General features: G+C 48.8%; 25 protein-coding genes, 1 tRNA gene and 1 pseudogene. 9 read left to right on the forward strand and 18 right to left on the reverse strand.

Annotated elements, in window-relative coordinates:
* Positions 1–350: 350 nt before the first annotated feature.
* From Q0986_RS19330 to urtA, 6 genes are all read right to left on the reverse strand, one after another.
* Complete coding sequence (locus Q0986_RS19330; RefSeq protein WP_299414536.1) at positions 351–1,556, reverse strand: M28 family peptidase; 1,206 nt, start codon at positions 1,554–1,556, stop codon at positions 351–353.
* Positions 1,557–1,672: 116 nt separating this feature from the next.
* Entirely contained in the window at positions 1,673–2,416 is a 744-nt protein-coding gene (gene urtE / locus Q0986_RS19335; protein WP_299414538.1) for an urea ABC transporter ATP-binding subunit UrtE, read from the reverse strand.
* A complete protein-coding gene (gene urtD / locus Q0986_RS19340; RefSeq protein WP_299414541.1) occupies positions 2,409–3,164 on the reverse strand; it encodes an urea ABC transporter ATP-binding protein UrtD in 756 nt (251 codons plus the stop codon). The genes urtE and urtD overlap by 8 nt, the downstream gene beginning before the upstream one ends.
* Positions 3,139–4,320: an urea ABC transporter permease subunit UrtC gene (gene urtC / locus Q0986_RS19345; protein WP_299414543.1), complete on the reverse strand. Its 1,182-nt coding sequence runs from the start codon at positions 4,318–4,320 to the stop codon at positions 3,139–3,141. Before urtC ends, urtD begins: the two co-directional genes overlap by 26 nt.
* 9 nt (positions 4,321–4,329) lie before the next feature.
* Positions 4,330–5,493 carry an urea ABC transporter permease subunit UrtB gene (gene urtB, locus Q0986_RS19350; protein WP_299414545.1) on the reverse strand — a complete coding sequence of 388 codons (1,164 nt, stop codon included), beginning with the start codon at positions 5,491–5,493 and terminating at the stop codon, positions 4,330–4,332.
* Between the two features lie 52 nt (positions 5,494–5,545).
* The gene (gene urtA / locus Q0986_RS19355) at positions 5,546–6,823 is read right to left on the reverse strand and encodes an urea ABC transporter substrate-binding protein (RefSeq protein ID WP_299414548.1); all 1,278 of its coding nucleotides are present in this window, start codon (positions 6,821–6,823) and stop codon (positions 5,546–5,548) included.
* Positions 6,824–7,538: 715 nt separating this feature from the next.
* Between urtA and Q0986_RS19360 the strand changes: the two genes are divergently transcribed.
* Positions 7,539–9,476, forward strand: coding sequence for an iron uptake porin (locus tag Q0986_RS19360; RefSeq protein WP_299414551.1), 1,938 nt, complete (start codon positions 7,539–7,541; stop codon positions 9,474–9,476).
* A gap of 83 nt (positions 9,477–9,559) precedes the next feature.
* Here the strand turns inward: Q0986_RS19360 and ureG are convergent, their stop codons facing one another.
* Positions 9,560–10,171: an urease accessory protein UreG gene (ureG, locus tag Q0986_RS19365; RefSeq protein WP_299414554.1), complete on the reverse strand. Its 612-nt coding sequence runs from the start codon at positions 10,169–10,171 to the stop codon at positions 9,560–9,562.
* 73 nt (positions 10,172–10,244) lie between these two features.
* On the reverse strand, positions 10,245–10,928 hold the full coding sequence (locus Q0986_RS19370; RefSeq protein ID WP_299414556.1) for an urease accessory protein UreF: 684 nt from the start codon (positions 10,926–10,928) through the stop codon (positions 10,245–10,247).
* Between the two features lie 150 nt (positions 10,929–11,078).
* Here Q0986_RS19370 and Q0986_RS19375 point away from each other — a divergent pair, with 150 nt between their 5' ends.
* Positions 11,079–12,182: a glycoside hydrolase TIM-barrel-like domain-containing protein gene (locus Q0986_RS19375; RefSeq protein WP_299414559.1), complete on the forward strand. Its 1,104-nt coding sequence runs from the start codon at positions 11,079–11,081 to the stop codon at positions 12,180–12,182.
* On the opposite strand, the gene Q0986_RS19380 is transcribed toward Q0986_RS19375, so the two are convergent.
* From Q0986_RS19380 to ureE, 3 genes are all read right to left on the reverse strand, one after another.
* Complete coding sequence (locus Q0986_RS19380; protein WP_299414562.1) at positions 12,179–12,928, reverse strand: HpsJ family protein; 750 nt, start codon at positions 12,926–12,928, stop codon at positions 12,179–12,181. The two genes, Q0986_RS19375 and Q0986_RS19380, sit on opposite strands and share 4 nt — an antisense overlap.
* A 178-nt stretch (positions 12,929–13,106) precedes the next feature.
* Entirely contained in the window at positions 13,107–13,967 is an 861-nt protein-coding gene (gene crtA, locus Q0986_RS19385; protein ID WP_299414565.1) for a cyanoexosortase A, read from the reverse strand.
* Positions 13,968–14,379: 412 nt separating this feature from the next.
* A complete protein-coding gene (ureE, locus tag Q0986_RS19390) occupies positions 14,380–14,841 on the reverse strand; it encodes an urease accessory protein UreE (protein ID WP_299414568.1) in 462 nt (153 codons plus the stop codon).
* Between the two features lie 234 nt (positions 14,842–15,075).
* Between ureE and cysH the strand changes: the two genes are divergently transcribed.
* Positions 15,076–15,903, forward strand: a complete 828-nt coding sequence (cysH, locus tag Q0986_RS19395) for a phosphoadenosine phosphosulfate reductase (RefSeq protein ID WP_299414571.1) — start codon at positions 15,076–15,078, stop codon at positions 15,901–15,903.
* 10 nt (positions 15,904–15,913) lie between these two features.
* Here the strand turns inward: cysH and Q0986_RS19400 are convergent, their stop codons facing one another.
* The 3 genes from Q0986_RS19400 to Q0986_RS19410 form a co-directional block, all read right to left on the reverse strand.
* Positions 15,914–16,486 carry a hypothetical protein gene (locus Q0986_RS19400; RefSeq protein WP_299414573.1) on the reverse strand — a complete coding sequence of 191 codons (573 nt, stop codon included), beginning with the start codon at positions 16,484–16,486 and terminating at the stop codon, positions 15,914–15,916.
* A gap of 671 nt (positions 16,487–17,157) precedes the next feature.
* Complete coding sequence (locus Q0986_RS19405; protein WP_299414575.1) at positions 17,158–17,646, reverse strand: hypothetical protein; 489 nt, start codon at positions 17,644–17,646, stop codon at positions 17,158–17,160.
* Between the two features lie 121 nt (positions 17,647–17,767).
* Entirely contained in the window at positions 17,768–18,670 is a 903-nt protein-coding gene (locus Q0986_RS19410; RefSeq protein WP_299414577.1) for a hypothetical protein, read from the reverse strand.
* A 322-nt stretch (positions 18,671–18,992) separates the two neighbouring features.
* Between Q0986_RS19410 and Q0986_RS19415 the strand changes: the two genes are divergently transcribed.
* Both Q0986_RS19415 and Q0986_RS23055 read left to right on the forward strand, forming a co-directional pair.
* On the forward strand, positions 18,993–20,789 hold the full coding sequence (locus Q0986_RS19415; protein WP_299414579.1) for an ABC transporter ATP-binding protein: 1,797 nt from the start codon (positions 18,993–18,995) through the stop codon (positions 20,787–20,789).
* 77 nt (positions 20,790–20,866) lie between these two features.
* Positions 20,867–21,003 (forward strand): annotated as a pseudogene (locus tag Q0986_RS23055) (VOC family protein); the annotation flags it as partial.
* Here the strand turns inward: Q0986_RS23055 and Q0986_RS19420 are convergent.
* Positions 20,981–22,126, reverse strand: a complete 1,146-nt coding sequence (locus Q0986_RS19420) for an alanine--glyoxylate aminotransferase family protein (protein ID WP_299414581.1) — start codon at positions 22,124–22,126, stop codon at positions 20,981–20,983. The pseudogene Q0986_RS23055 and the gene Q0986_RS19420 sit on opposite strands and share 23 nt — an antisense overlap.
* 270 nt (positions 22,127–22,396) lie before the next feature.
* Between Q0986_RS19420 and Q0986_RS19425 the strand changes: the two genes are divergently transcribed.
* From Q0986_RS19425 to Q0986_RS19440, 4 genes are all read left to right on the forward strand, one after another.
* Complete coding sequence (locus Q0986_RS19425) at positions 22,397–22,627, forward strand: DNA-directed RNA polymerase subunit omega (protein WP_010481519.1); 231 nt, start codon at positions 22,397–22,399, stop codon at positions 22,625–22,627.
* Positions 22,624–23,325 carry a hypothetical protein gene (locus Q0986_RS19430; RefSeq protein ID WP_299414584.1) on the forward strand — a complete coding sequence of 234 codons (702 nt, stop codon included), beginning with the start codon at positions 22,624–22,626 and terminating at the stop codon, positions 23,323–23,325. Before Q0986_RS19425 ends, Q0986_RS19430 begins: the two co-directional genes overlap by 4 nt.
* The gene (locus Q0986_RS19435; protein WP_299414586.1) at positions 23,326–23,688 is read left to right on the forward strand and encodes a DUF1818 family protein; all 363 of its coding nucleotides are present in this window, start codon (positions 23,326–23,328) and stop codon (positions 23,686–23,688) included.
* 32 nt (positions 23,689–23,720) lie between these two features.
* Positions 23,721–23,794: transfer RNA gene (locus Q0986_RS19440), tRNA-Pro, on the forward strand.
* Positions 23,795–24,275: 481 nt separating this feature from the next.
* Here the strand turns inward: Q0986_RS19440 and Q0986_RS19445 are convergent.
* The 3 genes from Q0986_RS19445 to Q0986_RS19455 all read right to left on the reverse strand — a co-directional run.
* A complete protein-coding gene (locus Q0986_RS19445) occupies positions 24,276–24,722 on the reverse strand; it encodes a copper resistance protein CopD (RefSeq protein WP_299414589.1) in 447 nt (148 codons plus the stop codon).
* 96 nt (positions 24,723–24,818) lie between these two features.
* The gene (locus Q0986_RS19450) at positions 24,819–25,496 is read right to left on the reverse strand and encodes an alternative oxidase (protein WP_299414591.1); all 678 of its coding nucleotides are present in this window, start codon (positions 25,494–25,496) and stop codon (positions 24,819–24,821) included.
* Positions 25,497–25,535: 39 nt separating this feature from the next.
* Positions 25,536–26,499: cbb3-type cytochrome c oxidase subunit I (locus Q0986_RS19455; RefSeq protein WP_299414592.1), on the reverse strand; the 964-nt coding region annotated here is incomplete at its 5' end.

Raw genomic sequence — 26,499 nt, forward strand, 5'->3', positions numbered from 1 at the left:
AATAAAGACGAACCGATCACGCTTAAGCCAGTCGTCGAGGACGTCAAACCATCCTCGCTCCTGGGCGCGTCCGACTGCTATGGTCATGGATAGATCTCCGATGTATAAATAAATCGCAAAATGATTGCAGGATATATAACAGATGGTCCTGAATCGGTGTAGATATGATTAACCATAAAGTAAAGTCAATAAAAATTCACGATACTTTATGATTTCTTTCACATATTCTAATTATATTTAGAAGTCTATCGTGATGCAGCTACGGCTGGAAAGTCTAGCAAAATCTGGAGGTTAGCCCTTTCACTCCAGAAAACGAGCAATGATAGTCAGGGTTTGAATTCTGAGAAAGCTTAAGATTTGTCGGTTGCAGAAGTCAAGAAACTTTGCGGACGGTCTAAAAGAGCTGTAATAGCGTTAACTGCCGTTTGAGCATTCCCTTCTAGAAATGCAGCATCTAGAGAATCGGGGGTATCGGTGCGCCGATGGTAGTGGGGATTGCGCAGATGTGCCGTATCAGTAAGCATAACCGCACCAATGCCTTCAAACCAAAATGGAGTATGGTCACTGCGCAGGATGACAGGGGTTAATAGGCCTTTAAAAGGAATGGAGACGGGGACTAACGCCGGTAAGTTAGGCTGATGATTCTCGCTAAAGGCATTCAGTAACGGTAGGTGTTCTGTATCGCCTGCGATCGCAAGAAAGTCTCCCTGATCACTGGGTAACTCCACCTTGAATTCCACCGGTTTGTATTGACACCCCGGTCTGGAACAGGTGTAACCCAGCATTTCCAAAATCACGACGCCGTCTAAGTTTTTGAGGTTTTCGGGACGCTGGGCATAGGCATAGCTCCCTACCAGACCCGCTTCTTCTTGATCAAAGAGCACAATCCTCAAAGGCCGTAGCGTTTGGCGATCGCCCAGTAGTCTCGCCACTTCCAAGGCCACCACCACCCCAGTAGCATTATCATCGGCCCCCGGCGACCCTCGGACTGAATCATAATGGGCTCCGACCAACAAAGCACCTGCATTGGGGTCTGTTCCTGGGCGTTCAGCCACCACATTTACCCCGGTCTCAAAGGGTTGTTCGCTGACCGTCCATCCCGCTGCAGTTAAGGTTTGGGTGATAAAGGCCCTGGTTTGTTGCAGTTCCGCTGCAGTGTAACGCTCAAAATTAAGCGCCTTGAGATCGGCGATCAGCCGCTTTCCACTAACAATGGGCGGCGGTGCAGAAGCGACCGAGGGCGGAGCAACAGGGGATACAGTCGGCGATGATGAAGTGGGGGGTGACGCAGCAGACTCAGGGGATGGAGCGGTGGATGGGGTTTGAGCAACAGGACGGGGGGATTGGCAGGACAGAAAGAGAACGAACAAACATGCGATCGCACCTAATATCCAAACTTTCCGACTTTTGAACATCTTTTCAGGACTAAACCCTAGCCATTGTCGCACACCACTTATTCCACCAGCAGCCGTCAAACAGTTTTCGTCTAGCGTTTGACCACCCAGATCGAAGTCATAGAAGAGATAAGTGGAGTGAGGCCCTTGTAAAACCTCCAAAATTCAGGCTGGGCAATGCAACCTGAAAAAATTTACCGAGAGTCTTTGGATGTGGCAAAACCAATCCACACACCTTACTCCATGGCTGAGGTTCGATTATGTGGATGTTTGTGGGCTTAAACTGCCAAGAATTCTTGGATCACTTGGTTACTAAGTTCACTGGTGGGACCAGAGGCGACGATACCGCCTTTTTGCATGGCATAGTACCAATCAGCTTGACGAACGAAGTGGAGGTGCTGTTCGACTAGCAAAACTGAGACACCCGTTGTTTCTATAATTCGGCGGACAGCGGCTTCAATTTCTAGAATGATAGAGGGCTGGATCCCTTCCGTTGGCTCATCCAAGACCAGTAAGCGAGGACTACCCATCAGGGCTCTAGCAATGGCCAATTGTTGCTGTTGGCCGCCGCTTAAATCGCCTCCCATGCGTCCGAGCATGGATTGCAGAACTGGAAATAACTGAAACACTTGCTCAGGAATCGTTTGACTTTTCCCTCTCCCCTGCGGGCGAGCTTCCAATCCAAGAATGAGATTTTCCTGCACCGTTAAGCCAGGAATAATTTCACGGCCTTGGGGAACATAGCCAATGCCCATACGGGCTCGCTGATCGGGTGTTTTGCGGCGTAAAGGCGTTCCTTCTAGGGTAATCATGCCTGTACGGGGCGTTAATAAGCCCAAAATGGTTTTCAGTAAGGTGGTTTTACCCACTCCATTACGGCCAATCAGGCAAACCATCTTGCCGGGACCAACACTCAAATCAACACTTCGGAGAATATGGCTTTCACCGTAGTAGACATTAAGGTTAGCAATGTCCAATAGGGGTTGAGGCGTGGCGGGCGATATAGACGTTGAATCAACCATCACTGTCCTCCGGCTGTCCTAAATAAACCTCAATCACTTGGGGATTACGCTGTACTTCTTCCATACTGCCTTCGCAGAGGACAGCTCCTTGATGGAGCACTGTGACTTGTCGGGCAATTTGACGCACAAATTCCATATCATGCTCGATCACGATAATGGAGTGGTCTTCGGCAAGGGTCAGCAATAAGTTGCCCACGTTTTCGGTTTCCTCGTCAGTTAAGCCCGCAACCGGCTCATCCACCAACAGTAAGTCAGGCGATTGAGCCACTAACATGCCAATTTCTAAGCGTTGCTTTTCACCGTGGGATAACAACTCTGCCGGGATATCGGACTTGGTTGCCAGCCCAATGGTGTCTAGCAGACCGGCAACGGTACGGCGCTCCGACTGGGCAGGACGACCTAGAAGGGTTGCCCATACGTTTTTGTGACGATTGCAGGAGAGATCCAAATTTTCCCGTGGCGTCAGTTTAAGATACACTCGCGGGGTTTGAAACTTGCGGCCAATTCCTAAACGGGAAATCCGATGTTCAGATTTTGACCGGAGATTCTTACCCTTAAATAAGGCCCGACCAGTTGTGGGTTGCACTTTACCGGTGATCACATCTAAGAAGGTCGTTTTGCCAGCGCCATTAGGGCCAATAATCACCCGTAGCTCTCCGGCTTCCATGCTGAAGTTGAGCTGATTGAGAGCTTTAAACCCGTCAAAACTAACGGTTAGATTTTCAATTTCTAAGATTTTGTCGCTCATATTCTACTTCCGGATCTTCGGCCAAACGGGGATAGGTCATTAGGCGTCGACGACGCCCGATTAGAGAGCGGAATAGGTCTTGACCTTGGGTTCGCAACCACCCCACGAATCCACCGGGTAATACGGTAACCACAATTAAGAACAATGCCCCCTGAAAAAATAGCCAAATCTCTGGGAACTGCTCACTGAGGATGCTTTTGGCAAAGTTAACGGTTAGGGCACCTAAAACAGCCCCCACTAAGCTGGCTCGTCCCCCCACCGCCACCCAAATCACCATCTCAATGGAAAAGGCAATATCCATGGTTTTTGGAGAAATGATGCCAGACTGGACGGTGTAAAGAGCGCCCGCTATCCCCGCTAAACCAGCGGACACAGCAAAGACTAATACTTTATATCCGGTGGGGTTATAGCCAGAAAATCTCACTCGACTTTCGTCATCTCGGATGGCAATCAGCAATTTACCCAGTCGACCACTGGTCAGCCATCGGCAAAGTCCATAGGCGAGAACTAAACCCACGACCGTCAGCGTGTAAAACACAGATTGCGCCTGATCAGATCCGGCGTACACATCAAATATCTTGGCGGTATCGGTTTTGAGGCCATTGGTACCGTTAATCAGTTCTTGTTGGCTATTGAAGAAATGAAAGAAAACAATTAGGGAGGCTTGCGTCAAGATAGAGAAATAGACGCCTCGAATACGGTTGCGAAAGACTAAATAACCTAAAAGTGCCGCCACCAAAGCTGGGATTAAGATCAGAGCAGCCAGGGCAAAGGGCAGGGAGTGGAACGGTTGCCAGAAAAAGGGCAGCTCGGTGACACCATATAGGGTAAAAAATTCGGGTAGTTCCCCTTCAGGAAGTTGCAGTTGCAAAAACATCGCAAAGGCATATCCACCCAGGGAAAAGAATACCCCATGCCCTAAGCTGAGCATGCCTGTGTAGCCCCAGATTAAATCAATGCCTAAGGCCACGATCGCTAAGGCCATAAACCGCCCCAGCATATTGATGCGGAACTCTTGGCCAAAGGCCGTGAGTAGTAGGGGAACAACAAACAGAATCAGGAGTGCGATCACAATCACAATCCCCACTTCCATCATCAAAGATGTCTGACGCAGGCGGCGAGGGCGCTGAGCATTTAGGGGCGAAGTGTCGGCCATAACCGTCCTTTAAGCATCTACCGTGCGTCCTTTTTGGGGGAACATTCCTGCCGGTCGGAATTGCAAGAAGGTCACAATCAACGCAAAAACGAGCACCTTAGCCATGCTGGAGTTGGCAAAAAATTCCAATAGGTTTGCGAGTGGTGGGAACCAAGCCACCAAAGGGCTAAGAGCATTGGCACCAATTAAATAGTTGGCGATCCCAATGGCCATGGCTGCCGCAATACTCCCGACTAACTTACCCACACCCCCCACAACCACAACCATAAAGGTGTCAACAATATAATTTTGACCCGTATTGGGGCCGACCGACCCCAATAGACTGACGGCACAACCCGCGATACCTGCCAAACCAGAACCGAGGGCAAAGGTCAGCGCATCTACGCGCTGAGTGGGAATGCCCAAGCAAGCGCTCATGCTGCGATTTTGAGTCACTGCGCGAATGCGTAATCCCCAAACTGAGCGTTGGAGAAATACATACATGCCCAAGATACAAATGATGGTCAGCGACAAAATAAAGAGACGGACATAGGGCATTTGGTAGGCCCCCAGCAGTCTAATACCGCCCCTGAGCCAACCGGGAGCAGTCACGTCTACATTCTGAGCGCCGAACCAAGGCTTCGTGACAGCCAGCTGATATTTTTGCCCTAAAGTGCTACTTGCTGCCCAGGCAATCCCTGCAGACAGGGGTAACAGCATCGTGATAGCCCAACCTCTGATGCGCTGAAAATGAGAGCGGCGAGACAGTAGCGTCATGGCCCCAAAAAAGAACCCACAAAACACAACTAGTCCCAGCATCATCACCCAACTCACACTGCGGACAAACTGCTGCAAAATCAGACTGACCCCCCAGGTAGCCAGTAAGGTTTCGAGGGGTCTGCCATAGAGATGACGAATGACCCCTTTTTCCAAAACCAGGCCCAATAGGGCTGTGACCAGAAAGGCAGCGATTAAAGCCACAAAGATATAAGCGCCAAACCAAGGTTGACCTAAGGGTTTGAACGCATTTTGGACAACGAAGGTGGTGTAAGCCCCCAGCATCATCAACTCACCATGGGCCATATTAATGACACCCATGAGGCCAAAAACAACTGCTAGGCCCAGCGCTGACAATAGCAGCACTGAGCCGATACTGATGCCATCAAAAAAACTATTGAATAAGGAAGTGAGCAAAGGATCTCCTAAAGGTCAGGGATATGTCTAACGTAGGCTTGGGCTTAAAGGGTTACTTCTTGTACTTTTCGCCTTTACCCGGATCAGACCAATCACAGGCATAGCCTTTTGTTTCCTTTACAAATTGGTTCCAGGCAATCGGCTCTACCGGACCATCCGTTGAGTTAACAATTTCAAACAGACCGTCTTCCCGAATTTTGCCGATTCTCACCGTCTTAGAAATATGGTGGTTGCCAGCCACTTTCACGGGACCATTTGGTGCCGCAAATTCTTGACCGATCGCAGCCGCTCGAACTTTTTCTAGGTCATCGGCAGTACCTGCCTGTTCAACAGCCTGCTTCCAGAGATACACCATAATATAGGCGGCTTCCATGGGATCGTTGACCACTCGATCGTCCCCATATTCTTTCTTAAAGGCCTCAACAAACTTGGTGCTTTCGGGCGAATCTACGGTCTGGAAGTAGTTCCAAGCAGCATAATGATCCTTAAGATACTCAACCCCAATGGCTTTGACCTCTTCTTCAGCAATACTGACCGACATCGAGGGATATTTATCTGGGCCTAAGCCTTTACCTTGTAATTGCTTAAAGAAGGCAACGTTGGTATCACCATTCAGACTGTTGTAAATAACGCCGCCCTCAGGCAAAGCGGCCTGGATTTTGGAAATAACGGGGGTGACGTCGGTACTGCCTAACTGAATATATTCTTCTCCCACCACTTTGCCACCCTTGGCCTCCAGTTGAGCCTTAATAATGGTGTTGGCTGTGCGCGGAAACACATAATCAGAGCCCACTAAGAAAAAGGGCTTGCCTTTATATTCTTCTAGGAGCCAATCTACAGAAGGCTCAATTTGCTGGTTCGGTGCGGCTCCCGTGTAAAAGATGTTCTTAGAACACTCTTGTCCTTCGTACTGCACGGGGTACCAAAGCATGTGGTCCTTAGATTCAAAGACCGGTTTGACCGCTTTCCGGCTGGCAGAGGTCCAGCAGCCGAATACAGTAACAACCTTGTCTTGGTCAATCAACTTTTTCGCTTTTTCTGAGAACTTATCCCAGTCAGACTGACCATCCTCCACCACGGCTTCAATTTGTTTGCCTAAAACGCCGCCTGACTCATTAATTTCCTTAATAGCTAGCTTTTCAGCATCAACGACGCTTTTTTCACTGATCGCCATTGTTCCACTTAAGGAATGGAGAATCCCTACTTTGATAGTGTCACCGGAAGGACTACCACTATCTTGACTACCTGGTGTACAGGCTTTGAGCAGCACGCTCCCTGAAGCGACGGAACCCATAATTAGGAATTCGCGCCGACCAAATCCTCTGGCCATAAACCGATTCACTCCTCAACACAAAGTAGTTTGATAATTGCAAACAATCCTGATCGCGGGAGCATATTGCACACATTGATATGAGTACAATTCACGTTTGCGATCGCAGATGCCGAGTCTTGTGATACCCGGCATTTCCCCCCCAGTTAAGGCGCATAGCTTTCTTCCTAAAAAAGCTTAGGAGACTGAGCTGACTAGCATTACCTTCATCAAGGAGATATTAGGGATGTAGCTCAACCCAAAAATGTTACAGGTGATACAGAATATTGATGGCATGCAGTTAACAAGCATTGTTAGAAGACCAAAATTCCTTTATTAGCAAGGGTTATAGGTGATGATTGTCTTTGTTAACAAAAGCTTAAATTCCCAGGCACACGATCAGCATCAAATACTTTTAATCCCTTGGCGTTATATGGCCTGAAATGGCGTATTAACCGGCAGGAATCCTAAAACGATTAATTTTTTGATTTGTAGCAAAGAATACAAAAAAGTTCTCTGGCCATAGCGTACTTGTATGTGGGGGACTTAGGTTTAGCAACGTCTAAATGTTACAGACGTTGAGAAGATTCCCATCCCAATTGCATCATCAGAGCATTCCAGACATCTCTAGTTATGCCTAGAAATGAGTGAGTTTTCTGGCGTTAAAAATACGTTTAGCTTGATCAACAGGATGGAGTCGATGTTATCTGTTCAAGGTGTGTGAGGAAGATTTGATATGGCCAATATTCGAGATAAATCTCTAATTTTTTCATCTCTTGCACTATGGGCATGTTTGCTGCCCACGGTTGCTAGAGCCACCGAACCGCAGCTCCCAGAAGAGATGCCAGTCCATAAAACGTCGATTTCTGGGTTGAATTTGGCGCTCAATCCTGAAGTGGAGGCTTTCAGTGATACGGGGGTGACCTCAAGTTTCCCGACCCAGGAATTAATCAGCCAAGAAACAACTCCAGTTGCTGATGTCCCTGAGGCTGCTGATGTCCCTGAGGCTGCTGATGTCCCTGAGGCTGCTGATGTCCCTGAGACAGATAGACTGCATCTAGCCGATCAGTCCACCGCTTCAACACCGTCTGTCTCAGAGCTGATGGACGAAACGCAGCATGATTCAGTGGGGCAAGTCACCTCTGTCTCACAGCTGTCTGACGTTCAACCCGATGACTGGGCCTTTCAAGCGATTCAGTCTTTAGTCGAGCGATATGGTTGTGTGGCGGGCTACCCCGATGGCACGTTTCGTCCCAGCCGAGCAATGTCTCGGCGTGAGGCTGCAGCGCTCGTCAATGCCTGTTTAGATAATCTCAGCAATCGTTTTGCAACCAAGGAAGATTTGGATGCACTCAAAGCTTTGCAAGATGAATTTGCCGCTGAGCTAGCGACCCTGAGAGGGCGTGTAGATGGGTTAGAAGCTCGGGTGGCGACCGTTGAAGCCCAGCAATTCTCAACGACCACTAAATTAAGTGTCGATGCGGTTTTTAGCGCCCAATTTGGTGATTCTGGCAACGGAGCCTTCGATAACTCCTCTGATGGTTTAACGCCAGGTGCGAACCAACTCGCTGATTCCCGTGCCAGCTTGATTGGCTCAGTGTATATGAGCTTTAATACCAGCTTCTCGGGGGATGATTTATTGCAAACAACCCTCTTCTTTGGGAATCAAGGCCAAGATTTGTTCTCGAATGCTCAACTGGGGACCACGCAATCCCTGCCTAATTCTGCCCCAGGGTTTGGGCAAGGCGCAGCTGAGACGGCTCTCTTTAGCCCCAGCCAATATTACTTCGCAGGGTTGCCTAATCAGGCGAATTTATATCGTCTAGCGTATACCTTCAAACCCATTGAAGATCTGTCTGTTACTGTTGCCCCCCTGTTTTATCCCACCGATATTATTGATGGCAACAGCTATACCAGTCCCTTTACTGGCTTTAGTACATGGTTCTTAATCAATAATCCCTTAATTACGCCTTACGTCGCTAACTTCTTAGGAGGCGCTGGGGGTGGATTTGATTGGAACGTCAATGGGGGGCCTGTTTCCGTTCGAGGTGCCTTTGTGGCGGTTAACGGCTTCTCTGCAACGGAAGTCGGCAGTGGGGATGCGAATGGGGGCCTCTTTGGCGATCCGTACCAAGCCACTGTGGAATTGGAATATGCCAACGACATTGGTGATGATTCTAACTTTGCGGTTCGCTTGCAGTACACCAATGCAGACACTGGCAATATTCAGCAAAATGCTGTGGGGATCAATGCTGAGGCCAAGTTTGGTCAATTTGGTATCTTTGGCCGCTATGGGTACTCCTTCGCCGATGCAGACAATCAAGTCAATGCGACCGGCTTTGCCGTAAATCCTTTACCGTTTTCTGTGGGCCCGGTCGATAATTTTGAGGCTCAAACCTTTCAAGCTGGGTTGGGTATGCATGATTTGTTGATCCCCGGCTCGCTTCTGGCGGCTACTGTCGGGGCACCTTTTATTGTCAGCGATGCGGATTTCCCAGGCACTGGCGTTGGTGTTAACGATGAAACTCAATTCAATGTGGAAGCGTTTTATCGGTTCCCTGTGAATGACAACATCTCGATTACCCCGATTTTCTCCGCTATTTTTAATCCTAACAATAGCAGTGTTGAGCCTAACCTCTATCAGGGGCTGCTTCGGGTTGTATTCTCCTTCTAAATCGTTCACAACTTCAGTGAGCGCATGACTTAACTTCTTACTCAAAGGACAGTGTGGCAATCAGATCTTCTGATTGCCACTTTTTATCGGGCACTGGCAGGAGGAATATGTTGAACCACAAAGTCAATCACTGAGGACAGCCCTGTCTGTTGTTTTAAGTTCGTCATCACAAAGGGTTTAGGGCCACGCATTTGTTGGGTATCATGCTCCATCACATCTAGGCTGGCACCGACATAGGGGGCCAGATCAATTTTGTTGATGATGAGCAAGTCCGATTTTGTGATTCCGGGTCCGCCTTTGCGGGGAATTTTGTCGCCTCCAGCTACATCAATCACGTAGATGGTGAGATCGACCAGTTCAGGACTAAAGGTGGCCGCTAAGTTATCTCCGCCACTTTCCACAAACACAATATCTAAGGGCGTAAACTGCTGCTCTAAATCTTCAATCGCAGCTAGGTTAATGGAAGCATCTTCACGAATGGCGGTGTGGGGACAGCCGCCTGTTTCGACCCCTAAGATTCTGTCTTGACTCAGCGCCTGGCTGCGCACGAGGAACTGGGCGTCTTCTTGGGTGTAGATATCGTTGGTGACGACGGCAAGATTGTACTGGTCCCGCATGGCTTTGCAGAGGGCATCCACTAATGCGGTTTTGCCTGAGCCAACGGGGCCTGCAACACCTACTCGAAGCGAATTCATGGTCAGGTCAGTCCTCAGTTTGTAGGGGATGACAGTATCTTACAAGCCCTCTCGGATCAAAATCTCTACAATCTTAGCTGCGGAATAGGCGACTATATTGGGTTTCATGGGCCATACTAGCGAGGGCAAGTCCCCAGCCACAGCTACAGAGATCCTCATCTTTGAGTAAGAGAATGGATTGAGTTGCGTCTTCTATATGGGGTTGAAGTTGGAAGAGCAGTTGTTGGCCGGTTGTCTGACCTAAGGGAATCAGTTTGATGCCAGCGCTAATTAGATTGGTGGCCCAACTGTGGAGATATCCGAGGGTGGCGGGTTCTAGCGGGATTTGCCAGAGGTTGGCAGTGAGACCGAATGCGATCGCAAAATTACATCCCGCTATTTGCAATTGCTCCCATACCTCTATCAATTCTGGGCTGGTTTGTTCTGAGTCATGCAACGCCTTAGATAGTCGCAACAGCGATCGCCCCATCTGTAAGCTTTGTAATCTCAGCTCTTCCGTTTCTCTCGCAGCAGAGAACCAGGCATTCCAGTGCAGCAATGTTTGCACATCTGCGTTGGCCCGATACCCACGAACCATGACCGCAGTTTCCATCCGAATAGAGCCATAGGCTAACTCTTGTAGCAACCATGCTCGCAAATGGGATTCGTTATTGATCGTTCCCTGGTCAACTAACCACTCCAGACCTTCGGAATAGCTATAGGCCCCGACGGGTAAAGCAGGGCTAGTGAGTTGAAGTAAGCGCTGAGTAATATCCAAGTTGATAGCAGAGAAAGAGAATCGAATTGATTGAGTATCCCTCAACAGTAGAAATATTCTAGCGGAGATGATTTTCAGCAATTACTCATATTGCCATTATCTAAATCCCTTAGCTTAGAAATCAGAAGAGGAAATCATTTGAGAGTTTGAATGAGAAAATTTATCCTGCTCTTGAGTTTGACCGTAATGCTGATAGTGGGGTGCAAGCTCTATCAGGCTGACAGTCAAGCACCACCTGCCGTTCAAATTGAACCCGGAGCCAAACAGAGAGGGATGTCTTGGACCGCAGAACGCACGCCCATTTCTGCTGAGAATTTTGACACCCTAACTCAAGCCCATGTGAATTGGATCGTCCAAACCCCGTTTGGGTGGCAGCAAGATATTGACTCCCCTGATTTAGCATTAGCGACAAAAGGGGTTTGGTGGGGCGAAACCGATGAAGGATTGATCACCACCACTCAATTGGCCCAAAAACGGGGCATTCAAACCCTTTTAAAACCCCATATCTGGCTAACTCGGCCTCAGGAGGGCAAGTGGCGGACGGATATCAACATGAAGTCTGAGGCCGATTGGCAGACCTGGTTTACCAACTATCGCCAATTTATTTTGCATTATGCCCAGTTAGCCAAACAGCAGAATATTCCCATCCTCTGTATTGGCACTGAACTACAGACCACAGCCGTAGAACGAGAACAAGATTGGCGACAATTAATTGCTGAGATTCGACAGGTGTATCCTGGTCAGCTCACCTATGCTGCCAACTGGTATGAAGCCTTTGAGCAAGTCCAGTTTTGGGATGACTTGGACTTTATCGGTATTCAAGCTTATTTCCCCTTAGCCTCCAAACCAGAACCCAGTGTGGCAGAACTGCAACAAGCTTGGCAGCAGTATGAAGATACGATTGCCACTCTCCACCGTAAATATCAAAAACCCGTTATCTTTACCGAAATTGGCTATCGCAGTACGTCAGATACTGCGATTGAACCGTGGAAATGGCCTGACACTTCTGAGGTCAATCCAACCCAACTAGCAACCTCAGAGGGCCTTCGAACTCAAGCCAATTGTTATGAAGCATTCTTCCAAACCCTCTGGCAGCAAGACTGGTTAGCAGGGGTGTATTGGTGGAAGTGGCTTCCTTCCATCGAGGCTAATTCCAAACCACAAGGTGCAGGTTTCTCACCACAGAACAAGCCAGCTGAGCAAGTCTTGGAACAATGGTATCGTTCAGCTTCGTTGGCTAGACAGGGAGCTTAGCCACGACGAACCTCAACCGTGCCACGCCAGATAACAATAAATAACGCAGTCGATAATAAGGCTCCCAAAGTCCATTTGAAAGAGTTTTTGAGCAATCTCCGACGTTGGGTCTGGCGAGTAGACTGCATTTGAGTTTTGAGGCGCTTTTCCCCTTGATCCAGAAAATCAGTCACCTCCTGTCTCGTTGACTGGAACTGTTGATCATTTTCAATTTTGGGGGCTTGCTCTTGATTGTTCAACCGCCCTAAAAAGATTTCCATTTCTTCCCTAGTGGTGACAGATTGGAGGGCACTCCGAACCTGTTGGAGCTGATTTTGGGTTCGCTTGGCTTGGGTTGTGATTTGTTTGTTATTTTGGCCGTCAATCCGTAGTGTGCTAGAAAGGCCCAGAACAATGAGCAACCCATACAATACTGCAAATCCAAAGGCGGCCCAAGACAGGATTTTGAGGACGAATTGCTCCCGAAGAGAACGGTGGGAATGCCCACCCAAAAATACAAAGCCTAACCCAATCAGTGGGGCTGCAACTCTCTCAACCAAGTTGCCCACTAAGCCAAATTCCCAAGCTGCACTCGTAAAGTTAGGCGGGAAAATTGCTGCAATGAAGTCCAACAAGGTAAACAGTAAAAAACCATAGCCAATCCAATTCAATAATTGCATCGACTGTAAATTCTTAACTAGGGCTTCAGCGGTGTTATAGGCTAAATCAACTTTACGGGTAAGTTGTTGATCGGTGGGTTTATCCATAGAGAAAATCTGATTGAATTGCAATAATTCTGTCCGTTGTTATTCTCAAAGCTGCTGTCGTCTTAGCCGGCTGGGTTTTAGGCGTGGAAAACCATAACACCTTGACCCATACCAGTAAGGTCACCCCCACTAGAGAGCCAAGCAACAGCAGTCGAAGGTGAAGAGAACGAATCATGAACTAGGAAGAGTCAGCAGCGGTTGAGGGAGGTACCAATTCTTCTGCTTTGAGCAGCCAACGATAGAAGAGTCCCAAACACAACACCGCTAAGAAGGCAAATATATAGGAACCTTCGCCCGTATGCCAAAGATCAAAGGCAGCTTTATTGGATGCAGCAAAAATGGCCATCATCGCTACACGAATAACGTTGGCAAAAAAGCCAAGCACTAGACCCACTAAAGGGACTAAAACTTGCTTCATCCAGCCCTTTAAAGGGAACATAACCAAGCTCAGCACTGACAATCCCAGGAGATAGTTCATCTGATCAATACCGGAGCAATCATAAACGACTTTGATGCTGCCAGTGGGTAAGGCCACATAAGTTCCCTGTCCAGACACCTCAAAACCTGTGTAGAGGAGGAGGAGTCTGGAAAAAATGGCTGTAATCGGAGAAATATCGATCCAAAAAGCGGCAATAACGCTGGGAACCCCTAGGAAGAAGAGAGCAATGAGTTCTTGACGATATTGTTTGAGTCCTCTAAAACCAGAGGCCAAAAGGCCTACACCAAGGCCCGATAGGATGGGGAGTAAGCGAAGAAAAGGGTTTACGGTTTGGGTGGCACTATACCCAAGCACCCCCAGTACTAAGCCTGTGCCAACGAGGCTAGCGGGAAGAGAACTGCCAAAGTTGAGTTTGTGCTGCTTGTCTTGCAAAAGAGAAAACACAGCACATCCAAACAGTAGGCTGATCGCCACATGACTGACATTTTCGGCTCGCCACGCTAGGGTCATATAAATGGCATATAAACCTGCCAGGAGAGCCAGCAACCAAAATTGGGGTTGCGATAAAAAGTGACGGTCAACGGTGGATGGTGTGGTCATGCTGCTGGCAGACTGCCCAAGACTTGATGATCGGCTAGTCTGGGCTATCAAAACGAAAAACCCCACGGATCCAAACCCATATTTTTCAGCCACTGGCTTATCTCGATGGGTTTAGAGAGCCTAGGTTGAACGCGAGTCGAGTATACCCAATGACTTGATAAAACAATAAAGTGTCTTCGAAATTTTCCGGGACAATACTAAGGAAATATAATTGACCCCTAAAGCTTCCGTTTATGGATAAGCCTACCGAAGACGACGTTCACAGAGGATTGACTTAGGTCTTTGTCTACTATCTATTCACTAGCTAATCTTGCATTGTCAAAGACTGATTTTACAATTAATCTAAATGAATAAAAAATAGATAGACTTGAACATTAATACAGTTAGATAATATCAAAAGAAGTGATATAGATCACTTAGTGGATGGATGACTAGGGTGGTTATGGTGACCATAAGCCCCTGCCTCTGGTTGAAAGGGATGCATATCTTCCGTTACATCCAAACCCAGCTGTTCTAACATTTTTTGCAACACCGGATCAGGCGTTAGTCGTAGGCAAGTTGGCGTAATTTCTAAGGGGACGTGACGATTGCCTAAATGATATGCCCCCCGCAGCAAATCTAGGGACGTGGCAGCTTGAACGGTTAAAACCGGTTCTGATCTGGCAATGATCCGCAATACCGTATCACTTTCAGATTTCAGTAGGTCACCATTGTAGAGAATTGTGCCCCGGGAGAGCTGCAGGAAGACGGTTTGCCCCTCTGCGGTTTGGAATTTATGGCGCGATCGCGTCCGTTCTTCCGCCGTTAGCGCTAACGTAAGATCAGCTTTGCATTGTTCTGCTGCAGATAGCTTGCGAATAAATACCAGTGACACAATCAGCGATGTTCCTTCTATTAATATCCCTCAGCATAAAACGTCAGCAGCGATTGGATAAACCCTGCAATGACAGCATTAGTGTGATCATGAAATCGTGATGCCTGCCCCTGAAAGCGTCATCTCCGGTCTTCAATCAGACCGATGCGTAACGGGAGCAGTGATCAACGGCGCTAAACATACATGCTCACTAGAAAATGTTACTAATAGATTTGAACCTGCGCTGGTATTGTGATGTCCCTCATTGACGCCTCCCCTGCTGGACAAAGTGGGAAACCCAATAGCCTTCACGCTTCAACTGCAAATCATTTGAATAACCCGTCAGATCACACCCTAGATTTAGAACAGATCAACCAGCAGTTTGATCAAGCCGCTGCCGCAGATGTTGTTGCCTGGGCGGCTGAGACCTTTGGTGATCGCTTGGTGATGAGTACCAGCTTTGGTATCCAAGCCGCTGTCATGCTGCATCTGGTGACGCAGGTCGTTCCTAATATTCCCGTTATTTGGATCGATACGGGGTATTTACCTGCACAAACCTACCTGTTTGCAGAAGAACTGACAGCGCGATTAGGACTCAACCTCAAGGTGTATCAGTCTGTCCTCAGTCCCGCTCGAATGGAAGCGCTATATGGCAAGCTATGGGAATTTAATGATGTCAAAGCCTTTAACCAGTACGATCAGATGCGTAAGGTTGAACCGATGCAGCGGGCTTTAAACGAGCTAGAGGCTACGGCCTGGTTGGCAGGATTGCGCAGTAAACAAACGAATTTTCGACAGTCCTTACGTCGGGTTGATACCCAAGGCGATCGCTACAAAGTTCTACCGATCCTGAACTGGCACTCTCGAGATATTTATCAATACCTACAGGCCCACGATCTGCCCTATCATCCCTTCTTTGACTTGGGCTACACCACCGTTGGAGACTGGCATTCCAGCCGACCTGTGGGCGCGGATGACGACAGCGATCGCGCAACCCGTTTCCAAGGTCTTAAAGAAGAATGCGGTTTGCATTTGCCCCAAACGCCTGAAGAATCCCAAAGTCTTGACTCCAGCTCGTTGTAGAAGATTGCATCTACGCCCAAACAGCAAACACATAGGCAAAATAAATCCCATAGAGTATGCCAACAGTACCCAACGCAATCCGACTTTTGAGGGATTTATAGTGGCGAAACAGAACAACACAACAGATTAAAACCGCCAAAATTTCCAGGCGAGTGACCACTCCTCCATAATGCTTAGGATCCCAATAAGAAATGGGACTTTCAAACCGCCAGTTGGAGAATGGGAAAAAATGACGGTGGCCATCATCGTGATGAAGGGGTAAATCTCCCAAAACATGCAACCCCATACTGGCAAATAGCAACCTCCCTACCTGAGAGCCGCTCCAGAGTGCCAGTAAAAAGCCAAACGCCATAATGGGCAAGGCGTTAAAGACATCTATAAAGTTCTGCCAGTGGGGTTGATAGTAAGCCTGTTGCCAGATATATTGCTCAGAACTCCCCCGAATCAGCTTTTCTACAAAATAGAACACAAACATTGGGGCGTCAGGCAACACTCCCCCAACGGCAACGGGGGTGACGAGGCTTGCTGATCGGTTTCGACCTAAGCACAAAAGATTAAGCAGAATATGGGCAGGGGTATTCATGTCACTCGTTGATGGTTAATCAGTGTGGTTCCAACGTTTACAGGTAATCCCTACGATGTTCAACCGGTTGGAATACGGGTTGAGTTGAGAAATCTTAATTATGTCTCAAGTCATAGATATTCATGATGTCTGGGTACAGCCTAAATCTATGCCAAATCATGACTTAGACAACTTGACTTAATATGACAAGTTTTAGGGATAGGAGTCTACGGTTTCGCTAGCTATCTCAACCCACCCCATTCAGATCTACAATGCCTACAACGATCCCCAGAGAGTCGAGACCTTAAACAGTTCACTGTGAAGGTTGAGTGATAAACAACGATTCAGATTAAATTATTGATTTCCTTAGCCAATCTGCGGGGTATGGACGATGTCCTGTCTGGTGGTTGGTCTCTGCGACTTGTCTGAGGTGAGTTTTTTATATTCCTCACATTTTATCTATTTTCAATAAGACAAGGAGAGATTTATGCCTGTATCAAAAGATGGAGTCTTGGTTCTTAGTGCTGTCGTTGGCGCTGCTTCTCTGATTGCCTATGTGGTGTACAGCGTCATGGCAGCACAAGCCAGTTTTTAGCTTATTTTTAGATGTTTTAACTCCCTTCAAGCCAAATCTTGAGGGGAGTTTTTTATGGCAAAACAACAAGCAGGTTAGACCATGAACTGCGAATGTTTCAGTCAGTGCCGCCCCACGTCCAGCGAGGATTACCTTGGCGGAGGCCACTTTTGATAATTTGGGTTGTAAAGCCGTTCGCATCTTGCATCCCCGTCATATCTAGGATGACTTTGGCTTTGCCTTGGAACAGTTGTAATCGAATATAAGAAGGACCCGCATTCTCTTCCCCATCGATTTTGAACATGCCAGCGGTGCCTTCGCAGTTGCGATATTGGGGCTTGAGGGTACCCATCCAGGTGGCACTAAAGGGTTCTTCGGGGGCTAGGGTGATTTGGGTTGCGATCTCACTGAGATTCACCATGCCATCCGTTGCATAGCCTCCTTCTTGGTAAGGTTGCCCCGTTTGGTAGGCAATCACTTTCTTTGGACAACCTTGTTCTGGACCGTTGATGGGCAAAACTTGCAGTTCAATGGTGTCGGCAACGGCAGCTGTAGACATCATCAAGCTGACGGGCAGTGCCAATACACAGGGCAAACATCGTTGCATCTTTAAACCTCACATTTAGTGTTGCCACAAGGGGCATCTACTTCCATGCTGGTGGATATAACAGGAAAACGACAAGGATTTGCTATAGAACTTGACCACTAGGCCATGTTAAGTCTGCTGCTTACCAGTGGATACCTGTTAATCGATCGAGGCAAATCAAAAATAACCGGGCATTAGGAATGGCGGCATAGCCGAAGGAATATTTGCCTTTTCCAGACCACCAGTTTGCATCTTTATGCTTGAACTGGAAGATGCCACCCCCGAGGCGAATATCTTTCATATCGGCAACCTCGACTCTGTGGGGGCCGTCTTTTTCGACAAACTCCATAAACCCAGGCCCAATTCGCACCATGCGTAAGGTCTTGCCGATGGGAAATTCAATATATCCCATTTGGTTGAGTTGTTCATTGATAACTGGCAAGAGATGGGTGCTCCACTGTCCTTCTGCTGCTTTGGCAAAGTGGTATAAATTATCTGCCGGTGGGTTCCCCTCTTGGCTACGATAAGCGCCCTTTAGCCGAAATTCTGATCCTGACAACCGGGTCCACCAGTAGTTAAAATTTGTTCCGGTATAGATGCCGTTGTAGTAGTTGCGGGTTTGCTGAGTGAAGAGATTTTGACCCTCCTTAAACAGAAAGACCTGAGTTTTGGGTTGGTTAGAGCGCTGTCCCTTTAAGCTGTGGAGGGCAATACCCAGCTCGCCAACGTAAGAGCATTGATAGAAATATTGCGTGGTAAGGATGCCAACACCAATGGCAAGCACTGTACTAATCAGGGCACAAATCAGAACAGGAAGCTCTGTCAAAAATGCAAAAATGCAACCTCCCACCGCCCCTATACTGGCCCAAATCAGGCAGTTCTTGATTCGCTTCTGGGCTTGGGTGGCCTGTTTAGAACGGGATAAGGAGCTATCTGCTGAAATAACCTCCCCTATTTCTGGTGGGGGTGGTGCGAAAAACTCCATATCTGGAATAATTGGACTTCCCACATGGCGAACAACATTCTCAGATGGAGTCCAACTCATTTCTCCATTCATACCCTGAATACCTCTAAATCACTACTTTCCCCCATGGAACCGCTACTGCGAAAGACGTGTCAGTCTGATATAGCTAAGCAACAGCATTCTCAAGCTAGGAGCTATACCGTCTGTTTTGCAGCAGAATCTAGTCATAAGGGGTTTCTCCCTCCTTTGACTAACACTTGGTAATTATATGAGTCATTGCATTTTGAACGGGTTCTTCAACTCCTTCACTCCAAGAAATCTAAGATGACTTGCCCCTAGGAGAGCGGCAACGCAGTACGCTGAAAAGGCATCTCAGCCATGACTGCTATTTCCCAATTAATCTATGGCAAGACATTCTTCTGACTCTAAGACCCTGCATCCTCTGACTCGGCTGCTCAAATATGGGCGGGTGTATCGCTCCCAAATTTGGTCGGCAGCTGCCTGCTCTGTCCTCAACAAAATTTTTGATCTGGCTCCACCGGTGTTGATCGGGGCGGCGGTGGATATTGTGGTCAAGCGCCAGGACTCTCTGATTGCAGCGCTAGGCATTACCGATGTCTTTCAGCAATTGGTGGCCTTGTCGGTGATTTCCGCCATTATTTGGGGACTGGAGTCTGTCTTTGAATATGCCTATGCGCGGCTGTGGCGGAACCTAGCCCAGACCATGCAGCATGACCTACGCTTAGATGCCTATCAGCATTTGCAGAATCTGGAGTTGGCCTATTTCGAGGACCGCAGCACGGGAGAACTGATGTCCATCCTCAACGATGACATTAACCAGCTGGAGCGGTTTTTGGATGGTGGGGCCAATGATATTCTTCAGGTGATTACCACGGTGGTGATTATTAGCAGTGCCTTTTTTATCCTGGCCCCCACGGTGGGGTGGATGGCGATGCTGCCAATCCCCTTCATTATTTGGGGTGCCGTAGCCTTTCAAAAAAAGCTGGCTCCCTTCTATTCCACCGTGCGAGAAAAGGTGAGCTTTCTCAATGGTCGTCTGGCCAATAACCTCAGCGGTATGGTGACGATTAAGAGTTTTACGGCAGAGGAATTTGAAGCTCAACAGGTGCGAACTGATAGCGATGCCTATCGTCGGAGTAATAGCCGGGCCATTGCTCTGAGTGCAGCCTTTATTCCGCTGATTCGGATTTTGATTTTGCTGGCGTTTATGGCAATTATGCTGTTTGGCGGCATGGAGGTGATGGCCAATCGCCTTGAAGTGGGGACCTACAGCGTCTTAGTTTTTCTCACTCAGCGCCTGCTCTGGCCCCTGACTCGGTTGGGAGAAACCCTCGATCAGTATCAGCGAGCCATGGCTTCGATTCAAAGAGTGATGGCGTTATTGGATACGCCGATCCAAATCCATCCAGGGCATTTGAATTTACCTGTCCATCAGGTGCAAGGCGAGGTGCAGTTTAAGGATGTGTCCTTTGAGTACTATCCGGGGTTACCGATTATCCATAATGTTTCTCTGACGATTCCGGCGGGTGAGACCATTGCGATTGTGGGGTCGACAGGATCGGGAAAAAGCACTCTGGTGAAGCTTTTGCTGCGATTTTATGAAGCCCATACCGGGGATATCACCCTAGACGGTGTTGGCATTGAGACCCTACAGCTGAAGGATTTGCGCCAAGCCATTGGCCTAGTGAGCCAGGATGTATTCTTATTCCACGGCACGGTTTACGAAAATATTGCCTACGGTCAACCTCAGATCGATCAGGCTCAGGTGGAAAAAGCGGCTAAGAATGCAGAGGCTCATGAATTTATTTCCCAACTGCCCCAGGGCTATCACACGATTGTGGGGGAACGGGGCCAGAAACTGTCTGGGGGACAACGGCAACGACTGGCGATTGCCCGCACGCTCCTGAAAGATCCGCCGATTTTGATTTTGGATGAGGCCACCTCTGCGGTAGACAACGAAACGGAAGCAGCGATTCAGCGCTCTTTGGATCGAATTACGGTGGACCGGACGACGATTGCCATTGCCCATCGTTTATCCACGATTCGCCATGCTGACTGTATCTATGTGATGGAGCAAGGCCGGATCGTTGAGCAAGGCAAGCATGAACAGTTGCTGACGCATAACGGCATCTATGCTCAGCTTTGGCGTGTCCAAACTGGACAGCGAGTGGAAGTGTAGCCCCAGCATCCTTCCCTCCACGATGTCTCACAGCCCCAAACTAAGGATCAATGAGTCTGAAAAGTTTTCGATGCGGGGTGCAGTTGCAGGCGAATCAACGTGCGATCGCACAAAGCCCAATCACCCGACCCACTGGGCGTGGTATTTACTTCTATGCCCCAGACGGATTCTTAATCGAGTGCGTTGTGATCCTAGCGTTTCAAGGTGTACTTAAAGGCATCCAACACCATATACACGTTCTCAGGACGGCTATTAAAGCCCATCAGGCCAATCCGCCAGGCTTTGCCCGCCAGTTCCCCGAGGCCATTGCCAATTTCAATATTAAAGTTCTTCAGAAACTGCTGAGTCACAGCTTTGCCATCGACGCCCTCTGGGATACGCACCGTAATCAGCGACGGTAATCGATGCTGACGCTCCACATAACACTCCATGCCCAGGGACGCTAACCCTTCCCAGAGCAGTTCGGCATTGGCTTGATGTCGTGCCCAACGCTCGGCCAATCCTTCTTCAGCAATCAAGCGAAGGGCTTCCCGAAAGCCATAGATCATATTAATGGGAGCCGTATGGTGATAGGTCCGCTCCGACCCCCAATATTTACCCACCATCGACATATCTAAATACCAGTTGGGCACTTTTTTCTGGCGCTGGTTCAGCTTCTCCACCGCGCGCGATCCTAAGGTAAAAGGACTAATTCCCGGTGGGCAGCTCAGACATTTTTGGCTACCGCTATAGGCCATATCTACGCCCCATTCATCCAAAAACAGCGGTAAGCCCCCTAAGCTAGTCACCGTATCTGCCAACAGCAAACAGTTATATTCTCGACATAAGTCACCCACCCCTTCTAAGGGTTGGCAGGCTCCCGTAGATGTTTCCGCATGAACTAGACCCAAAATTTTAGGACGATGCTCTTCCAGCCCCGCTTTCAATTCATCCAGGGAAAAGACCTCTCCCCAGGGTTTGTCAATGCGACGCACATCCGCGCCATAACGTCCGGCCATATCCATCATCCGATGACCGAAATAGCCATTGACACCCACTAAAACCACATCTCCTGGCTCAACGGTATTGGCTAAGGTGGCTTCCATGGCCGCGCTACCCGTTGCGCTTACCGGAATCGTCGTCGGGTTCTCCGTTTGCCAAGCATATTTCAGCAGAGACTGGACTTCGTTCATCAGCTCAATAAAGCAGGGATCCAAGTGCCCCACTTGGCGCATTCCCAAGGCTTGTAAAACTCTGGGATGGGCATTGGACGGCCCCGGCCCCATTAATAGACGGGGCGGAACGTCTAGCTGAGCGGTTTGCTGACGATGGGTCTCATTGATGGCAACGTTGGTCATAGGAATGGGTCGGAATAGGTATGAAGAGGGTCAAGCGATCAGGCTGATCCAGCAAGGGTTATGGATGGCCTCATGGGGCAACATCCCGATTCAGGGTCAGTGATAGTGCATTTAAGACGCGGTAGTCTGAAAACGACGTCCAGATCTTAAAGTATGCTTTGCATATCCTACAATCAATCAGTCCTTGTACCCGCAGAGTTTCTAGGCTGCTTGTCTCGGGACGAGAGCATTGTTGCTAGACTAGTAAGCAGTCTATTCTAGAGAAATTTTATGTCTAAGCGCCCCACCATCGACACCACGCATATTATGCGGCGAGCTGAAGAATTGATTAGCGCTTCTTCTAATCGCTACCGCATTACGGTGCAAGTTGCGAACCGGGCCAAAAAGCGTCGTCGGCGCGAGAATTTAGAAGACTTTGAAGATGCAGGCATGAAATCTGTGATGCAGGCCATTATCGAAATGTCTGATGAACTGACACAACCGGAGATTATTGGCGAGTGACCCCTAAAGTCCCTTTAATCCAGCAATGCCAGCGGGCACTTCTCTGTACGGTGGTGGCTGGCAGCTGTCTGCTAGCTCAACCCGCTGCTGCCCAGCGAGTGGATCCAATCATGGCGGCAGATGCGGTCTATTCCCAACTACCAGAGCTGCCCAAGGAAAACCAGCATATTCGCAAGAAGGGTAATAAACCTGTACCCAACAGTACCCTGATCAGTCGGCTCATTCAGTATCACACACTCGTCAAAGGTCGATCACCACAGTATCGCTTTGACTGGAAAATCACGCTGGCAGACTATTTGGGGCTGTACGAAAATCTGCGCGAGGAAGAGTATCCAGGGCAGTCGTACTTAAAAACGAATCCGATGGAGCGCGATCGCAAGTTGATCCGGCAGTTAACGCGGCAACAGCGCCTCGCGTTAACTCAAATGCTGAGCAATATTTACGTCAGCCAAGCCCCTCCGCCACAGGCAGCGCCTTCGCCAGAACAGGCACAACCCAAACCCAAAGAGCCTGCTGCCGCTGAGCCTGAACCGATCACGCGTCCCAAGCTGGTGCCGTTGCCGGGTTCAGGGAGCGCAGATTTGTTAAAGGTTCCAGCCTCTCAATCCACCCCACAGCCCGCACCATCTCCATCCACCACACCACAATCAACAACCCCAGTGCGCAAGCCTGGCGAGGCTCAAAAGCTCTCTTTTTAAATGGAGCGGCAGCTCAAAGAAGGCAAAGGTTGGCGGTTAGGATGGCAGCCCAATGCAGCATTTCCTGCACTCTTAGGTACGAATCAATGGGCCGTAGAGTTGACTGCCGCAGAGTTTGCTGATTTTCGGCGCCTGCTACTGCAATTGGTAGATTCAGTCGCCCAATTACAAGATCAATTGATGGCGGAGGAAACTATTACCTGTGAGGCCAGTAGTGATTTGCTCTGGCTAGAGGTGCGAGGCTATCCTCAGCAATTTGATCTGAGTTTTATCCTTCTAAGTGGCCGCCGAGCGGAAGGACAATGGCCTGCGGAGAGCGCTGCTGAACTGGTGGGCGCTCTCCAAACAATTGAGGTCTTTTAATCAGGGTTTTATGTTAGGCTTGTAAGGCGAAACGGGGCGTAGCGCAGCTTGGTAGCGCACCACTTTGGGGTAGTGGGGGTCGTGGGTTCAAATCCCGCCGCTCCGATTGTATTCAAACCTCCTTTGGTAGGGGGTTTTGTCGTTTTAAACGCCCTGTTTTTTGGCTCTGCCTATTCTCAACGGATTTCTTGCATGAATAGCAACCCTACATTGCCCCCTCCGGCCTCCCAACTTTGAAAGATCTGATGGTGGTTGCTAGTATCTACGGACCAATCTTCAGACTGGATTGTGAGTAAGACCTCTAATGGAAGGTACAAACGGTAAGCTGATTCAGGTCACCTGTTACAACAGAGCAGAATAAGATAAAGCTGCTCTCCCCCGGCTAGTGCAACCCGTGATGGATCGCGAAATAGGCAAAGGTAATAGCCGCAGAAAAGGATTCATGCAAGAGGTCCAATAAGCTGGACTGATTGATCCATTGCTCGTCATGACCTCGGGTATATTTGGATCCCTTCCAAGGTATGGTGACCAGGGTGAATGAAGGCTCACCTGCCTCTATTACTATTAGCGGTTAATAACAATCAGATTTAGCTCAAACCGCCCAACCGAATCCCCACCCCCATTACGACGAAGAATACGGCTAGGGTGGTGACGCCCACAATGTGAAAGGCCAGTTTATTCAAGGTCTCTTTGGTGAGGTTCGGAATGATAAAAAAGCGAGCATGTAGGGCGAGGGCTACCGTACCCAGAAGCAAAGACAGCTTGACGGCAATATAGGTGGATAAGTAGGACTGGAAAGCAAAGAAGTTCTGGAAGCCAGGGAAAAAAATCCAGGTTAGCCACAACCCGGTGAGGGTCTGGAGCAGCAATGCAGCGAGGCCAAAGCCTTCAAAATGTTCTTCAAACGCATGGATGCGATCGGGATCTCGATGTCGCAAAGCTGAAGGCAACACCGTAACGGCCAGAACTAAATGTCCACCCGTCCAAACTGTTGCGCCCAATGTATGCAGAATAACTAAGAGCTTGAATAGCATCACCGTGACGTCTACATCCTAAACCTGCTAGAAACCGGAATTATCTGTTTGTCTGAGGGTTCGCCCTCATCGATTGATGGGTGAGGACGAATACCTCTAACGTAGAGTGGCAGCATCCTCTGTGGTTAGTGTGGGAGCATGTGGACTGAGGAGGGCTTGCTGGGCTTCGGGCTGCTGGCAGGCAACCATGGTTTTGACGTGCTCCATCTCGTCATCGCGAATGGCGACAAATACGTCATACAGGGTATCGACTTGGGGGCGGCGTTCTGCCGCTGGATGGGCAGTTTGGAACTCATCGAACATGTAGAGGTCGCCATCTCGGTAGTATTGCACTGCGACAGCGGGAGCTGGTTGGGTTTTCAGGTATTCAGCTTCTGCCTGCAGGAACTTGTTATAGGACGCATAGGCATGTTCTTCTACCAGCTCCATAAAGTGGTAAGCCGAGGCGGGAGACATGACATATAGGGCTGCAATCACCCAGTAGTAAATGAGGGCAGTGGTTTTAGCCAGAATGCGATCGCCCCAAAACTTCGACCCTCCCAGGGATTCCATAATCAAGAGGTGATGGAGTTCATTCCAGGATTCGGCAAAGTGAATTTTGAGCCAATCTGCTTTGCGCCAAAAGCCCAAGGTTTCATAAAAGTGGAGGACGGAGAGATAGGAAAAGTAGGGAACGCGAGCGACGGTTTCAAGCACGTAAAACCGGGGGTAGGGACGATTGGCATAGACCTTATTGATCACAAATACCAATATGCCAACTAAAACACGAATCATAGGGATAATCCTCTGAAGAGCAGGGCAAGATGAATCAGATCAAACGGAGGGAGTCTTAGCGATAAGTTCTGGAGGTTGTTTTTGGGTAGGCTGTTGCCAAATCGCAACGACGGCGCGGCCAACGCTCATCACCAGTACCAATGCACCCACCGCAAAGACCATATCGCCGGGAATTCTCAGCCAAACGGTCCAGTGCATCCAGGCGGAATTGATCACCTCTGCACTGCGGGCATACCAAGTGCCGTGATTGACGGACTGCACCAGTTGATAGAAGCCATTAGGAATCAAGCCAAAGACCATCATGATCACGAGGCCCCCATTGATCCACCAAAAGGAGAAGTTGAAGTTTTTCTCATCCCAAGCATGATCTGGCGTGATTTCCCGTAAGGCAAATAGCATCAGGGCAATGGCTAGAGAACCATATACCCCATACAGGGCAGAATGGGCATGAATGGGCGTGGTATTTAGACCCTGGGAATAGTACAGAACAATCGGTGGATTGATCAGAAACCCAAACACACCAGCACCCACTAGATTCCAGAAACAGGTGGCAATAAAAAATTTGAGGGGTAGCCGATAAAACCCTTGGGCCTCTTGCGAGAGCTTCAGGGACTTGACGACTTCGAATCCGATCAGGGTAAGGGGGACCACCTCTAGAGCCGAGGCCACTGATCCCATCGCTGTAATAAAGACCGGGGTGCCTGCAAAGTAGAGATGGTGGAGGGTGCCAATTACGCCACTCCCTAGATAAAGAATCGTGGTGAGGTAGGTGGCTTTCAGAGCAGTCGATCGCTTTAAAAAGCCCAGTTCGCTACAGAGGTAGGCGATGGCTACCGTGGCAAACACTTCAAAGAACCCCTCAACCCAGAGATGGACCACCCACCAGCGCCAATATTCGGCAATACTCAGGGGCGTATGGTTGGAATACATGAGACCAGAGGCATAGAACAGGGGAATGGTAATGGCACTGTAGAGGAAAAAATGATTGAGTCCTGTTTTGTTG

This window comes from Acaryochloris sp. IP29b_bin.148 (genome assembly GCF_028285565.1).
In the GTDB taxonomy this organism is placed as follows: Bacteria; Cyanobacteriota; Cyanobacteriia; order Thermosynechococcales; family Thermosynechococcaceae; genus Acaryochloris.

Coding starts and splice junctions, on each gene's coding strand:
- urtE (WP_299414538.1), bottom strand. CDS start 2,416: ATGGTTGATTCAACGTCTATATCGCCCGCCACGCCTCAACCCCTATTG.
- urtD (WP_299414541.1), bottom strand. CDS start 3,164: ATGAGCGACAAAATCTTAGAAATTGAAAATCTAACCGTTAGTTTTGAC.
- urtC (WP_299414543.1), bottom strand. CDS start 4,320: ATGGCCGACACTTCGCCCCTAAATGCTCAGCGCCCTCGCCGCCTGCGT.
- urtA (WP_299414548.1), bottom strand. CDS start 6,823: ATGGCCAGAGGATTTGGTCGGCGCGAATTCCTAATTATGGGTTCCGTC.
- Q0986_RS19360 (WP_299414551.1), top strand. CDS start 7,539: ATGGCCAATATTCGAGATAAATCTCTAATTTTTTCATCTCTTGCACTA.
- ureG (WP_299414554.1), bottom strand. CDS start 10,171: ATGAATTCGCTTCGAGTAGGTGTTGCAGGCCCCGTTGGCTCAGGCAAA.
- Q0986_RS19375 (WP_299414559.1), top strand. CDS start 11,079: ATGAGAAAATTTATCCTGCTCTTGAGTTTGACCGTAATGCTGATAGTG.
- Q0986_RS19380 (WP_299414562.1), bottom strand. CDS start 12,928: ATGGATAAACCCACCGATCAACAACTTACCCGTAAAGTTGATTTAGCC.
- crtA (WP_299414565.1), bottom strand. CDS start 13,967: ATGACCACACCATCCACCGTTGACCGTCACTTTTTATCGCAACCCCAA.
- cysH (WP_299414571.1), top strand. CDS start 15,076: ATGTCCCTCATTGACGCCTCCCCTGCTGGACAAAGTGGGAAACCCAAT.
- Q0986_RS19400 (WP_299414573.1), bottom strand. CDS start 16,486: ATGAATACCCCTGCCCATATTCTGCTTAATCTTTTGTGCTTAGGTCGA.
- Q0986_RS19405 (WP_299414575.1), bottom strand. CDS start 17,646: ATGCAACGATGTTTGCCCTGTGTATTGGCACTGCCCGTCAGCTTGATG.
- Q0986_RS19410 (WP_299414577.1), bottom strand. CDS start 18,670: ATGAGTTGGACTCCATCTGAGAATGTTGTTCGCCATGTGGGAAGTCCA.
- Q0986_RS19415 (WP_299414579.1), top strand. CDS start 18,993: ATGGCAAGACATTCTTCTGACTCTAAGACCCTGCATCCTCTGACTCGG.
- Q0986_RS19420 (WP_299414581.1), bottom strand. CDS start 22,126: ATGACCAACGTTGCCATCAATGAGACCCATCGTCAGCAAACCGCTCAG.
- Q0986_RS19425 (WP_010481519.1), top strand. CDS start 22,397: ATGTCTAAGCGCCCCACCATCGACACCACGCATATTATGCGGCGAGCT.
- Q0986_RS19435 (WP_299414586.1), top strand. CDS start 23,326: ATGGAGCGGCAGCTCAAAGAAGGCAAAGGTTGGCGGTTAGGATGGCAG.
- Q0986_RS19445 (WP_299414589.1), bottom strand. CDS start 24,722: ATGCTATTCAAGCTCTTAGTTATTCTGCATACATTGGGCGCAACAGTT.
- Q0986_RS19450 (WP_299414591.1), bottom strand. CDS start 25,496: ATGATTCGTGTTTTAGTTGGCATATTGGTATTTGTGATCAATAAGGTC.